Raw genomic sequence first — 12,476 nt, forward strand, 5'->3', positions numbered from 1 at the left:
TCGTGATCGACATGCAGAACGGATTCGTCCACCCGGACGGCTCCCTGCCAACGCAGGGTGCGGCCTTGCCCAACGCTGCGCACGTGGTCGCGGCCAACGCCGAACTGCTCGCCCAGGCACGGTCCCTCGGGCTACCGATCATCTACACCCGGCATGTCTTCCGCCCGGACGACGTCGAGGCGCCGCCTGCGTTGCTGGCAAAGCACGGCGACGTTGTCGTCGCGGCCTGAACCGCACCGCAGCGGTCGGCAGCCGGCTCCAGGTGAATTGCGTGCCACCGATCCAGCCCGAGGACCAACCGCAAGAGTCCGCAACCACGTCCGCCGACCAGCGGCACGAGGCACCGGACAACGGCCGCGCGGTGAGCAGGACCGGTGGATCAGACGTCGATGCGGTTCTCGTCCAGTTCGTACGCGCCTTGAACGATGAACTCCTTGCGTGGGGCTACGTCGTTGCCCATCAGGAGGTCGAAGACCTGGGAGGCTGCCTCGACGTCGTCGACCGTGATCCGGCGCAGCGTGCGGTGCCGTGGGTCCATGGTGGTTTCGGCCAACTGGTCGGCGTCCATCTCACCGAGACCCTTGTAACGCTGCGGGGGCTCCTTCCAGCGGACGCCCTTCTTCATCAGCTCGGCGGTCTTCCGCTGGTACTCCGCGTCGCTGTAGGTGTACAGGTACTTGTCCTGCCCCTTCTTCGGGTTCGTCAGCTCGAAGCGGTGCAGCGGCGGCACGGCGGTGTAGACGCGGCCGGCCTCCACCATCGGACGCATGTAGCGGAAGAACAGCGTCGCCAGCAGCGTGCGGATGTGCGCGCCGTCGGAGTCGGCGTCGGCCATGAAGATGATCTTCCCGTACCGCGCCTGCTCGAGGTCGAAGGTCCGCCCGGAGCCGGCGCCGACGACCTGGATGATCGAGGCGCACTCGACGTTCTTCAGCATGTCGCCGACGGAAGCCTTCTGCACGTTCAGGATCTTGCCGCGGATCGGCAGCAGCGCCTGGAACTCCGAGCTCCGCGCCAGCTTCGCCGTACCGAGCGCCGAATCACCCTCGACGATGAACAGCTCCGACCGGTCGACGTCGTTGCTGCGGCAGTCCGCCAGTTTGGCCGGCAGCGCCGACGACTCCAGCGCGGTCTTCCGGCGCTGCAGCTCGCGGTGCTGGCGCGCGGCGACCCGGGTCCGGGACGCCGCGACGACCTTCTCCAGCACGGCGCGGGCCTGCGCCTTGAACTCGCGCTTCGTCGAGGTCAGGAACGACTCCAGCTCGGTCTGCACCACCTTCGCCACGATCCGCGAGGCGGCCGGCGTGCCGAGCACTTCCTTGGTCTGGCCGTCGAACTGCGGCTCGGCCAGCCGCACCGTGACGACCGCGGTCAGACCTTCGAGGACGTCGTCCTTGATGATCTCCTCGCCGTTCTTCAGCAGCCGGGTGCCGTCGAGTGCGTTCGTGAAGCTCTTCGACAGCGCCCGCTCGAAGCCGGCGACGTGCGTGCCGCCCTTCGGCGTCGCGACGATGTTCACGAACGACCGCAGCTCGGTCTCGTAGCCGTCGCCCCAGCGCACCGCGATGTCGACCTCGAGGTCCCGCTCGACGTCGGTCGGCGTCATGTGGCCGGCGTCGTCGAGCATCGGCACGGTCTCGGTGAAGTGACCGGTTCCGGCCAGCCGGATCACCTCGGTGACCTTCTGGTCGGTGGCCAGGAACTCGCAGAACTCGCTGATCCCGCCGTCGTGCTTGAAGGTCTCCTCGGTGGCCTCTTCGCCGCGCTCGTCGCGGATCACCAGCTCGAGTCCGGGCACCAGGAACGACGTCTGCCGCGCCCGGGTGACCAGCTCGTCGTAGTTGAAGGCGGCGTCCTTGGTGAAGATCTGCCGGTCCGCCCAGTACCGGATCCGGGTGCCGGTGACGCCGCGCTTCGCCCGGCCGGCCTTGCGCAGACCCTTCGCCGGGGTGAACCCGGCGGCCGCTCCCTCGGCGTCGAACTCGCCGGCGACACCGCGCCGGAACGAAGTGGTCCAGACCGTGCCGCCACGGTCGACCTCGACGTCCAGCCGCGCGGACAGCGCGTTCACCACCGACGCGCCGACGCCGTGCAGACCGCCGGAGGCGTTGTACGACCCGCCGCCGAACTTGCCGCCGGCGTGCAGCTTGGTGAAGACGACCTCCACCCCGCTGAGCTTGGTCTTCGGCTCGATGTCGACCGGGATGCCGCGGGCTTGGTCGCGCACCTCGACCGAGCCGTCCTGGTGCAGCACGACATCGATCCGCTCGCCGTGGCCGGCCAGGGCCTCGTCGACGGCGTTGTCGATGATCTCCCACAGGCAGTGCATCAGGCCGCGGCTGTCCGTCGACCCGATGTACATGCCGGGCCGCTTCCGGACGGCCTCGAGTCCCTCGAGGACGAGCAGGTTGCGGGCGTTGTACGTCGGGTCGATCTCGGTACTGCGAGGCGTCGGGGCGGCCACAGGGCTCCTTCACTGGTTCACGCACTTACTGCGGACAGCCTATGCGGCCGCACCCCCAAAACCGTGCAGGCACGGGCAGACCCGACCTGCCGACGGGCACCGGAAGTACATGTCGCGGCAGATATCGATCCGGACTCGATTCGAAGTGGTGTACGACACTCCGAATCCGAGCAGACGGTGACGATTCCATGGCGCACAGTGAGAGAAGAAGCACCCCGCCTCCGTAGCTCACCAGAATTCCGCCGCTCCACGAAACGATTCCTCGTCAGCAAACGTCATACGGGAACAGGTGGTTCGTCTCACATACGGACACGTTGTCCCCACCGGGAAGCGATCCGCATGTCAGGATGTTGCTATCTGGTGAGTACGGAACTAGATGAGATGAGGCCTCAATGACTACAGCACTCGCCCCGAGTTCGGCGCTGTCGGCCGCGGATCGTTGTGACCGCTGCGGTGCGCAGGCCTACGTCCGAGTCACCCTGACCAGCGGTGGGGAGCTTCTCTTCTGCGCCCACCACGGCCGGGAGCACTCGGAGAAACTGCGCGACATCGCGATCACCATCCACGACGAGACCGGTCGGCTCGAAGCCACCCCCACGGTCACCGTAGACGACGAGCGGTGACCCTCAGGCTGTTCCAAACGCGCCAATGACGGCGCCAAAGTCATACAGGCTTCGATGGCGGCTCACCCGTGAGGGTGACCCGCCATCCTTCATTTACACCACAGGTACTTCGGGACCCGGGCCATGCCGGCGCAGTTCCTGCCACGCCCGCGCCAACCGGGTCACCGCATCATCAAGCACTTGCTCTGTGTACGCGAACGGGACGCGTAAGTAGTCGTTGTGCTCGCCGGTCGGGTCCATCGCCTGCCCGGCCACCACCTCCACGCCGTGCCGCAACGCCACCTGGGCGAACACCCGGGCATCGGTGTCCGGCAACCGGATCCACAACGCCGAACCGCCGACCGGTTCAGACCACTCCCATTCCGGCAGCCGTTCGGTCAGCAACTCCCCCATCAACTTCTTCCGTACCGTCGCCACGCGCGCCCGCTCCGCCGTCAGCTCACCGAGTCTCGGCAGCAACCGTGCCGTCAGCGCCTGATCGATCACCGGGCTCCCCAGATCGGCCAGCGCCTTGTGCCGCGCCAGCCGCTCCGCCAACGGACGTGACGCCCGGATCCAGCCGATCCGCAGCCCGCCCCACACAGCCTTCGACACCGACCCGATCGTGAGCACCTCCGCGTCCTCCGGCGCGTACGCCGCCAACGGCGGAGGCACCGACGGGCCGGCCCGATCCCACGCCGAGTACGCGTTGTCCTCGACCACCACCACCCCGTGCCGAGCGGCCAGCTCCGCCACCTGTCGCCGGCGCGCCGCGGACATCAACCGGCCGGTCGGGTTGTGGAACGTCGGCATCACGAACAGCATCGCCGGCTGGTGCTCCGCGAACGCCGCATCGAGCAGGTCCGGCCGGATGCCCGCATCGTCCAGCGGTACGCCGACCACCCGCCCGCCGGCCGCGCCGAACAGGTCGAAGCACCCCGGCCAGCTCGGCTGCTCGATCGCGACCGCGGCGCCGTTGCGCAGGTACATCTGCGTGACCAGCGCGATCGCCTGGTGGGCGCCGGTGGTCACCACGATCTCGTCCGCGGACGTGGGCAGCCCCGATCCGGTGAAGTGCTCGGCGATCCGCTCCCGCAGTACCGGCAGTCCCCGCGGGTGGTACCCGACATGGCCGAGCAGCTCCGGCAGGTCGGTCGACGCCAGCTCGGCCAGTTCCGACGAGAGCTCGGGCAGTCCGGGATCCACGGCGTACGTCAGCGAGATCACCTCGCCGGGGCCGACCGTGATGCGGTGGAACAGCGATTCGCCGTACCCGGACGGCATCCGCTTGTCCGCTCGTGAACGCCCGCGGCCGGCGGCGCGGGCGACCGTCGTACCGCTGCCGCGCCGGCTCTCCACCAGGCCGTGGGCGCGAAGTTCGTCGTACGCCGCGACGACTGTCGAGCGGCTGACCGCGAGCGCCTCGGCCAGCCGGCGCTCCGCGGGCAGCCGGGCACCGACCGGGAGCTCTGCGGCACCGATCAGCGCGGCGAGCTCGTCGGCCAGCCGCCGGTACAGGCCGCCGCTGCGGCCGGTCAGCCGGTGGCCGATCAGGTCGGCCAGCGCGCCCGCGTCTCCAGAACGGTCCACTTCTCCTCTTATTGGCTCGGGTGGACTGCTTGTCGGACCGCCAGGCTAGTGCAGCCAAGCAGTCCAGTTCGAGGAGAAGGTCGAGTATGGGGATCGGTCGGGTGGCGGGCTTCGCGGGTGCGACGGTGGTGCTGGTCGGGATGCCCGGGCCGAACAACCTCTACATCTCGCTGCGCAGTCTCACCCAGGGCCGGCGAGCAGGCGTCGTGTCGGCGCTCGCGGTCGAGACCGGGACGCTCGTCTACATCGTCGTCACCGCGCTCGGCCTGGCGACCTTGGTGCGGGCCTCCCCGGCGTTGTTCACCGCGATCACGGTCGCCGGGGCGATCTACCTCGCGTACCTCGGCCTCCGGCTGCTCGTGGCGCCGGCCGCCGAGCACACCGCCGGCATCCAGGCGGCGCCGCTCGGCCGGATCTTCCGCGACGGCGTCGTGGTCAACCTGCTGAACCCGAAGGCCGCCCTGTTCTTCCTGGCGTTCCTCCCGCAGTTCACCACCCGTGGCGCCGGACCCGACCAGCTCCGCACCGAGATGCTGCTGCTCGGCACCGGCACGCTGCTGATCGGCATCACGCTCGACCTCTGTTACGCACTCGGCACCGACGCGATCGGCCGCCGCTTCCGCTCGGCTCGTACGACGGGCCGCTGGCGGAACCGCCTCGTCGCAGGCATCTACCTGGCGCTCGCCGTGGCCGCCGTACTCACAGTGTGATCAGCTCGGGATCACCTCTGCGCTGTCGCCGTCCAGCCGCACCGTCAGCACGTCGGCGCCGACCCGCAACCCCTGCAGTTCAAGGCCTTTCCACGGTGCCGTCGCCGCGGGATTGATGACCAGCGTCCCACCCGGTACGTCGGGTTCGATGCCGAGCGCCGCGACCAGGACCGCGACCGCCGACGCGGCGGCCCACGCCTGCGGGCGGCACGAGAGCGGGTACGGCGTCGGCGTACTCTCCTCGCCGGTCCCGCGGCCGCCGTACAGCTCCGGCAGCCGGTGGTCGAACGCCTCCGCGGCGCGGATCAGCCCCTCGACGTACGACGATGCGACGTCGGCGTGGCCGCTCGCGAACAGGCCCTGGATCGTCATCGCGGTGTCGTGCGGCCAGACGCTGCCGGTGTGGTAGCCGAGCGGGTTGAAGCGGGTCATTGCCGTGGACAACGTTCGGAGCCCGAAGCCGCTGTTCAGGTCGGCCCCGGCGAGTACGTCGGCGACGGTCCGCTCCTCGTCCGCGTCGAGCAGGCCGGTACCGAGCAGGTGGCCCATGTTCGAAGCGCGGCCGGCGACCGGGTTCTTCGCGCCGTCGAGCGCGATCGCCGGGTAGCCGTCGACCCAGAACGCGGCCCGGAACCGCTCCTGCAGCGCCGCCGCCCAGGCGCGCCACTCGTCGCCGGACTCACCGAACGCCTCGAGCAGCTCCGCGCCGTGTACCGCGGCGGCGTACGCGTAGCCCTGGACCTCGCAGAGCGCGATCGGTGCCGTCGCCAGCGTGCCGTCCGGCCACTGCACGGCGTCGGCGGAGTCCTTCCAGCCTTGGTTCGCTAGGCCGTGGCCCGACTCGTCGACGTACTCCAGGAACCCGTCGCCGTCGGGGTCGGCGTACTCCTTCATCCAGGTCAGCGCGCGCCGCAGGTTCGGCAGCAGGTCGTGGACCTCGTCGGCGGGCATGCCCCAGCGCCAGGCCTTGTGCAGCGTGCTGATCCACAACAGGGTCGCGTCGTGCGTCCCGTAGTACACCGGCGGCAGGACCAGGCCGCCGCCGTGGTCGGCGACCTCGGCGCGCAGCTCGTGCAGGATCTTGCCCGGCTGCTCGGCCGCGTCGGCGTCGACCTTCGTTCCTTGCCGGGCCGCGAGCGCGCGCAGCGTCCCGGCGGCCAGCGTCGGGTCGACGGGGATCAGCATGCCGGACGAGATCAGCGAGTCGCGGCCGAAGAGCGTCAGGTACCACGGCGGTCCGGCGCCGAGGTAGCGGTCGTCGCCGTCGGCCAGCTGCAGCGCGGTCACGTCGTCGAGGGAACGTTCGAGCCAGCGTTCGACCCGCTTGTCGTCGCACCGCAGCGTGACGTCGTACGGCGTACGCTCGGCCGGCGGCTCGATCGAGAAGCCGGTGGTCGACTTCGGGAAGTCCGCGGCGACGTGCAGGGTCAGCGTGAACCCCTCGCCCGGCTCGACACGTGGCGTGGCCGTGACGCCTGGTTCCGCGGTGACGACGACACGGGTGTCGTCGCTCTCCCAGCGGATCCGGCCGGGACCGTCCGGGAGCGGCGCGAGCTCCGGCAGGGCGGCCGCCGCGCCACTGCGGACCGCCGCGGTGCCCGCCAGGTCGGTGCCGAGGGCAACATCCAGCCGGCACTCGATCGCCACGCGGGAGCGGTTCACCAGCGTGATCCGCTCGGTCAGGCCGGCGGACTCGACGGTGCGGGTCCGGTAGAGCATCACGGTCGGGTCGTGCCGGGTGTCGCCGAGTCCTTCGACCATCGCGACGTACTGGTGCGTCGCGGCGTCCCGCTCGTCGACGTGCACCGGGATCGGCTCCCGGCCGTCGATCGTCACACTCAACCGGGACAGGATCCGGCGGTCCCGGGCGTAGACGCCCTCCGGACCGGAGCCGGTGAGCTGACCTGATCGCGGCGACAGCACCACCCACGGCGCGGCCAGGGCGGTGACGAGTTCGTGGAGCTGGGAGGACATGTCCCCACCCTAAGAGGTCCCGAGGTGCGAGACAGTTGGGGTATGCAGACTGCCGTGACGGTCCTGGCCGGGATCGCGATCTTCGTCGGAATCGCGGGCATCGTGCTGCCGATCCTCCCCGGCGCACTCCTCAGCCTGGCGGCGATCCTGGTCTGGGCGATCGTCGAGCGGAGCGCCACCGGGTGGGTGGTGTTCGCGATCTGCGTCGTCCTGATCGGGGCCAGTCAGGTGGTGAAGTACGTCGTACCGGAGCGCCGGCTCCGAGAGGTCGGCGTACCGCGGCGGTCGATGATCTTCGGCGTACTGCTCGGCATCGTCGGGTTCTTCGTGATCCCGCTGGTCGGCATGTTCGTCGGGTTCCCGCTCGGCGTGTACCTGTCCGAGGTGCAACGGCTGCGCGCGCACGGCACCGCCTGGACCTCCACCAAGCACGCGCTCCGCCAGACCGGCGTGTCGATCCTCATCGAACTGCTCGGTACGTCGCTCGCAGCCGCCCTCTGGCTGGTCGCGGTCCTCTTCGTCGTCTGACAGCCCACCTGTTCTTAGGTGATTGCCAGCTCGTTCTTAGCTGCTCGCGCCATTCTGGAAGCATGAAGCTCTCACAGAAGCGCTGGCGCCTGCTCGGCACGGTCGCCGCGGTCGCCGTCACCACGGCCGCCGGCGGGGTCGCCTGGGCAGCGAGCAACGCGGACCCGACACCGTCCGCCTCCCCCTCCACTCCCTCGCAGCCGAACCAGAACCAGAAGCCGGGCGGCGGTCCGGGGCGCGGCGGGTTCCGCGGTGAGTTCGGGCTCGGCGGGGCGGTGCACGGTGAGTTCGTCGTACCGAAGAACGGTGGCGGCTACCAGACCGTCGCCGTCCAGCGCGGCCAGGTGACGGCCGTCAGCAACGACTCGGTCACGGTGAAGAGCGCCGACGGGTACAGCCGGACGTACACGCTGACGTCCAACACGATGGTGAACGCGGCCCGCAACGGCATCGGCGACGTGAAGACCGGCAACACGGTCAACGTGTCGGCGGTCGTCACCAACGGCACGGCGACAGCGACCAGGGTCAACGACGGCACGGTCCGTCAGGCCGCCGGCCAGGCCTGGGGCTTCAAGCACGGGCCACGCTGACAGGGCTGACCGGGCTGACCGGGCTGACCGGGCTGACAGGCGCCGTCCCGACGACTCACAGGCGATTGCCAGGAACCTTCCAGGGTTCACACGGTTGCCGGCGGCACACTGTCACTATGAGTCCGCATCTGCTGGTCGTCGACGACGAACCGAACATCGTCGAGCTGCTGTCCGCGAGTCTGCGGTTCGCCGGGTACGACGTGACCACGGCGACCCACGGTGCCGAGGCGCTGCGCAAGGCCCGGGACGTCGAGCCCGACCTCGTCGTACTCGACGTGATGATGCCCGGACTGGACGGCTTCGAGGTGGTACGCCGCCTGCGCGGTGAGGACCGGCATGTACCGGTGCTGTTCCTCACCGCCCGGGACGCGGTCGAGGACAAGGTGCTCGGGCTGCAGACGGGGGGCGACGACTACGTCACCAAGCCGTTCAGCCTCGACGAACTGGTCGCCCGGGTGCGGGCGCTACTGCGTCGCTCCGGTCACCGCGAGGAGACCGCGACCGAGGCCGCCGTACTGCGGTACGCCGACCTGGAGCTCAACGAGGACAGCTACGAGGTGTTCAAGGCCGGCCGCGCCGTGCAGCTGTCGCTGACCGAGTTCAAGCTGCTGCGGTGCCTGCTGGAGAACGCCGAACGGGTGATGTCGAAGGGGCAGATCCTGTCCGCGGTGTGGAACTATGACTTCGCCGGTGACGCGGGCGTGGTCGAGTCGTACATGTCCTACCTGCGCCGTAAGGTCGACACCGGCGACCAGAAGCTGCTCCACACCGTCCGCGGGGTCGGCTACGTACTGCGCACCCCGCGAGGCCCCAACTGATGCAACAGAGTCACCGGCGGTTCATCGACCGGTACCCGCTGCGCGTCACCATCGTCGTCGTACTGCTGGCTCTGGTGGTGCTCGCGCTGGCCGCGTCCGGCGTACTGTCGACGACCATCATGCGCGGCTATCTGATCGACCGCGTCGACGAGCAGCTGCAGCAGACCGCCGAGCCGCTGTCGCACGCGAAGCCGGACCGGCGGCCGCTGCCGCCCGGTGCCGGCGGTCCGGTGCGGCGGCAGCTGCCGAGCGTGTTCGTCGTCCAGTTCAGCAACTCCGAGGGCGTCAGCGACAACGGCCCGGTCGGGTCGCGGATCGCGGAGACGGAGCCGTTGCCGAAACTGCCGACGCTGAACCTCAACCAGGTGCGGGCACTCGGCGCCAAACCGTTCGACGTCGGCGCGCAGTCCGGCGGCGCCAAGTGGCGGGTGCTGGCCGTGGAGACCGACGACGGGACCGGGTCGGTGATGGTCGCGCAGAGCCTCAAGGAGATGGACTACACGATCCAGCGGCTGGTCGGGATCCAGGCCGCGGCCGGTGTCATCCTGCTCGTCCTGCTGGCCGGAGTCGGGACGTTCGTCGTACGGCGAAGTCTGCGCGGGCTGGAGGACGTCGAGCACACCGCGGTCGCGATCGCCGGCGGGGACCTGAGCCGGCGGGTCCCACAGCGGGATCCGCGGACCGAGGTGGGGCGGCTGTCGCTGGCGCTGAACCAGATGCTCGGGCAGATCGAGACGGCGTTCGCGCAACGTACCGCGTCGGAGGCGGCGGCGCGACGCTCGGAAGATGTGGCGCGGCGCTCGGAGGATGTGGCGCGCCAGTCCGAGGAGGCCGCGCGCCAGTCCGAACACCGGATGCGGCGGTTCGTGGCGGACGCGTCGCACGAGCTGCGTACGCCGTTGACGTCGATCCGCGGGTTCGCGGAACTGTCGCGGCAACGCGGCGACACCACCGACTCCGACACCATGCGGCGGATCGAGGACGAGGCGAAGCGGATGGGTCTGCTCGTCGACGATCTGTTGCTGCTGGCGCGGCTGGATCAGCAGCGCCCGTTGCGGATGGAGTCGGTCGATCTGCTGCCGATCGCCGCTGACGCCCTGCACAACGCGCAGGCGATCCAGCCGGACCGGCCGCTGTCGCTGACGATCCTCCCCGACTCGGAGGCGCCCGTCGTCGAGGGCGACGAGGCGCGGCTCCGGCAGGTGCTGGGCAACCTCGTCAGCAACGCCCTCAACTACACGCCCGTCGACGCCCCCATCACAGTGTCGGTCGGCACCCGCGGCACCGAAGCCATCCTCGAAGTCAGCGACACCGGCCCCGGCCTCTCCGAGGAACAAAAAGCCCGAGTCTTCGAACGCTTCTACCGAGCCGACACCGCCCGAACCCGCACCACCGGCGGCTCCGGCCTGGGCCTCTCCATCGTCGCCGCCCTCGTAGCCGCCCACAAAGGCCACGTAACCACCACCAACACCACCCCGCACGGCGCAACCTTCACCGTCCACCTCCCCCTCCCGACGTAAGCCCGGCTCGAGCTGTGCATCGGCAGACACAGTCTCAGCGACGGCGGAGCTTCACCGTACAGTCGCGGCGATTGATCGGTACGCCGTCCCGCATCACCTGGGCCCGGTCGTGGGCGCGACTGACCAACGTCTCCCACTCACCATCAGGCAGCGCGAGGCTCTCGATCACCTCGTCGGGTTCCGGGAAGTGGACCTCGGGGTGCGGGTTGTGCTCGCCCGGCGAGAAGCCCAGGTGCCCTTCGATCAGCAGTACGCCGCCCGGCGCGACCGCGGCGGCCGCGCGCCGCAGGATGCCGTCGCGTGGCAGGTCGGTCTTCGAGTGCAGGAACTGCGCGGACACCAGGTCGAACTCTCCGTCCGGGAACGAGTTGCCCAGTTCGTGCTGCTGCCAGTCGATCCGGTCGCCGACCCCGGCGGCCTTCGCGTGCTCGGCCGCGCGGCCCAGCGCGACCGTGGAGACGTCGACGGCGGTCACCGTCCAGCCCCGCTCCGCGAGCCAGATCGCGTCGGCCCCTTCGCCGCAGCCGAGGTCGAGGGCGCGCCCGGGCGCCAACCCGGCCACCTCGTCGGCGAACGCGGCGTTCGGCTTGCCGCTCCAGATCTGCTCGTGCTCGGAGTAGAACGCGTTCCAGTACTCGTCCGGGAGCTGTTCGGTCGTCATGAGCCGATGGTCCGGCACCCGCACCGCAGCAGGCAAACCCTCTTGCCAACCTGGCAACAATCACTTGTCCCGAACAGTCGTGCGGTCCAGGTAATTGAGTGCGAGTCCGACGAACGCGAGGCCTAGAATCGGGCACCTGGTGCGGCTGTGCATACAAACGTTTCAGCAACTGGGAATGAGGTATTGGTGATCGAGGACGGCGAGGAGATCCCGCTGGTCGGCGGGGACGTGACCGAGGGGCTGGTGCGGGTCGGCGATACCGTACGGCGACCGCCCGGTGAGCGGGCCGACATGGTGCAGGAGGTCCTGCTTCACCTGGAGAGGGCCGGCTTCGACGGTGCACCGCGGTTCCTCGGCATCGACTCGAAGGGCCGGCATGCCCTCACGTACATCGACGGCGAGGTGGCCGGTCGCCCGCGTCCGGCGTGGATCGCCGACGAGGACCGGATGCTGTCGGTGGCGCGGCTGCTGCGGACGTACCACGCCGCGATCGAGCCGTTCGGCGTACCCGGGAACCTGCCCGCCCCGATCGAGCCGCCCGGCCTGCCGGAGCTGAACGATCCGCCGGAGCTGGTCGGGCATCAGGACGTGACACCGGAGAACGTGGTGTTCCGAGAGGGCCGTGCCTATGCGCTGATCGACTTCGACATGGCGCGGCCGGTGAGCAGGGTGGCGGACTTCGTGAACCTGATGCTGTGGTGGGCGCCGCTCGGTGCGGACGCCGATCTGGAGCCGGAGTTGCGCGGTCTCGACCGGCCTCGGCGGAGCCGGTTGCTCGCGGATGCGTACGGGCTGTCCGACGCCGACCGGAAGCGGGTGCTGCCGTTGGCGATCGCGCGGAACGAGCGCGCTTGGCACACGATGAGGTACCGCGCGGAAACGCTCGGCGGTGGCTGGCAGCGGATGTGGAGCGAGGGAGTCGGCGACCAGATCCGGCGACGCCAGACCTGGCTCGAGGAGAACGCCGACCCCCTCACCACCGCCTTGCTCGGCTGACCACGACCCGCGCCTTCGAGGTC

Annotated in this window: 12 protein-coding genes; 8 read left to right on the plus strand and 4 right to left on the minus strand. The window is 69.8% G+C overall.

Translation table 11 applies throughout. The features are described from left to right. Positions 1-2: 2 nt before the first annotated feature. Positions 3-230 carry an isochorismatase family protein gene (locus tag JOF29_RS20045; RefSeq protein WP_209695685.1) on the plus strand — a complete coding sequence of 76 codons (228 nt, stop codon included), beginning with the start codon at positions 3-5 and terminating at the stop codon, positions 228-230. Positions 231-379: 149 nt separating this feature from the next. On the opposite strand, the gene JOF29_RS20050 is transcribed toward JOF29_RS20045, so the two are convergent. Further along, positions 380-2,464, minus strand: a complete 2,085-nt coding sequence (locus JOF29_RS20050) for a DNA gyrase/topoisomerase IV subunit B (protein ID WP_209695686.1) — start codon at positions 2,462-2,464, stop codon at positions 380-382. A 392-nt stretch (positions 2,465-2,856) separates the two neighbouring features. Here JOF29_RS20050 and JOF29_RS20055 point away from each other — a divergent pair, with 392 nt between their 5' ends. After that, a complete protein-coding gene (locus JOF29_RS20055) occupies positions 2,857-3,087 on the plus strand; it encodes a DUF7455 domain-containing protein (RefSeq protein ID WP_133789309.1) in 231 nt (76 codons plus the stop codon). Positions 3,088-3,180: 93 nt separating this feature from the next. Here the strand turns inward: JOF29_RS20055 and JOF29_RS20060 are convergent, their stop codons facing one another. Next, positions 3,181-4,656: an aminotransferase-like domain-containing protein gene (locus tag JOF29_RS20060; RefSeq protein ID WP_209695687.1), complete on the minus strand. Its 1,476-nt coding sequence runs from the start codon at positions 4,654-4,656 to the stop codon at positions 3,181-3,183. Between the two features lie 86 nt (positions 4,657-4,742). On the opposite strand from JOF29_RS20060, the gene JOF29_RS20065 reads away from it, so the two are divergent. After that, on the plus strand, positions 4,743-5,366 hold the full coding sequence (locus tag JOF29_RS20065) for a LysE family translocator (RefSeq protein ID WP_209695688.1): 624 nt from the start codon (positions 4,743-4,745) through the stop codon (positions 5,364-5,366). Here the strand turns inward: JOF29_RS20065 and JOF29_RS20070 are convergent, their stop codons facing one another. Further along, positions 5,367-7,340 carry a glycogen debranching N-terminal domain-containing protein gene (locus JOF29_RS20070; RefSeq protein ID WP_209695689.1) on the minus strand — a complete coding sequence of 658 codons (1,974 nt, stop codon included), beginning with the start codon at positions 7,338-7,340 and terminating at the stop codon, positions 5,367-5,369. A gap of 42 nt (positions 7,341-7,382) precedes the next feature. On the opposite strand from JOF29_RS20070, the gene JOF29_RS20075 reads away from it, so the two are divergent. The 4 genes from JOF29_RS20075 to JOF29_RS20090 all read left to right on the plus strand — a co-directional run bounded on the left by JOF29_RS20075 (position 7,383) and on the right by JOF29_RS20090 (position 10,796). Next, positions 7,383-7,868, plus strand: a complete 486-nt coding sequence (locus tag JOF29_RS20075; RefSeq protein ID WP_209695690.1) for a DUF456 domain-containing protein — start codon at positions 7,383-7,385, stop codon at positions 7,866-7,868. A gap of 62 nt (positions 7,869-7,930) precedes the next feature. Then, entirely contained in the window at positions 7,931-8,458 is a 528-nt protein-coding gene (locus tag JOF29_RS20080) for a hypothetical protein (protein ID WP_209695691.1), read from the plus strand. Positions 8,459-8,574: 116 nt separating this feature from the next. After that, positions 8,575-9,276 (plus strand): response regulator transcription factor, encoded by a 702-nt coding sequence (locus JOF29_RS20085; RefSeq protein ID WP_209695692.1) that lies wholly within the window; start codon positions 8,575-8,577, stop codon positions 9,274-9,276. Further along, positions 9,276-10,796 carry a sensor histidine kinase gene (locus JOF29_RS20090; protein ID WP_209695693.1) on the plus strand — a complete coding sequence of 507 codons (1,521 nt, stop codon included), beginning with the start codon at positions 9,276-9,278 and terminating at the stop codon, positions 10,794-10,796. The genes JOF29_RS20085 and JOF29_RS20090 overlap by 1 nt, the downstream gene beginning before the upstream one ends. A 34-nt stretch (positions 10,797-10,830) precedes the next feature. Here JOF29_RS20090 and JOF29_RS20095 read toward each other — a convergent pair whose 3' ends face one another. After that, on the minus strand, positions 10,831-11,457 hold the full coding sequence (locus JOF29_RS20095) for a class I SAM-dependent methyltransferase (RefSeq protein WP_209695694.1): 627 nt from the start codon (positions 11,455-11,457) through the stop codon (positions 10,831-10,833). 186 nt (positions 11,458-11,643) lie between these two features. Between JOF29_RS20095 and JOF29_RS20100 the strand changes: the two genes are divergently transcribed. Continuing rightward, on the plus strand, positions 11,644-12,453 hold the full coding sequence (locus tag JOF29_RS20100; protein ID WP_209695695.1) for a phosphotransferase: 810 nt from the start codon (positions 11,644-11,646) through the stop codon (positions 12,451-12,453). Positions 12,454-12,476 lie beyond the last annotated feature (23 nt).

Origin of the sequence: Kribbella aluminosa (assembly GCF_017876295.1) — a bacterium.
GTDB lineage: Bacteria > Actinomycetota > Actinomycetes > Propionibacteriales > Kribbellaceae > Kribbella > Kribbella aluminosa.

What these genes read in the sequence shown, in the direction of transcription:
- JOF29_RS20055 (WP_133789309.1), top strand. Translation starts at nt 2,857, where the DNA reads ATGACTACAGCACTCGCCCCGAGTTCGGCGCTGTCGGCCGCGGATCGT.
- JOF29_RS20065 (WP_209695688.1), top strand. Translation starts at nt 4,743, where the DNA reads ATGGGGATCGGTCGGGTGGCGGGCTTCGCGGGTGCGACGGTGGTGCTG.
- JOF29_RS20070 (WP_209695689.1), bottom strand. Translation starts at nt 7,340, where the DNA reads ATGTCCTCCCAGCTCCACGAACTCGTCACCGCCCTGGCCGCGCCGTGG.
- JOF29_RS20075 (WP_209695690.1), top strand. Translation starts at nt 7,383, where the DNA reads ATGCAGACTGCCGTGACGGTCCTGGCCGGGATCGCGATCTTCGTCGGA.
- JOF29_RS20080 (WP_209695691.1), top strand. Translation starts at nt 7,931, where the DNA reads ATGAAGCTCTCACAGAAGCGCTGGCGCCTGCTCGGCACGGTCGCCGCG.
- JOF29_RS20085 (WP_209695692.1), top strand. Translation starts at nt 8,575, where the DNA reads ATGAGTCCGCATCTGCTGGTCGTCGACGACGAACCGAACATCGTCGAG.
- JOF29_RS20090 (WP_209695693.1), top strand. Translation starts at nt 9,276, where the DNA reads ATGCAACAGAGTCACCGGCGGTTCATCGACCGGTACCCGCTGCGCGTC.
- JOF29_RS20095 (WP_209695694.1), bottom strand. Translation starts at nt 11,457, where the DNA reads ATGACGACCGAACAGCTCCCGGACGAGTACTGGAACGCGTTCTACTCC.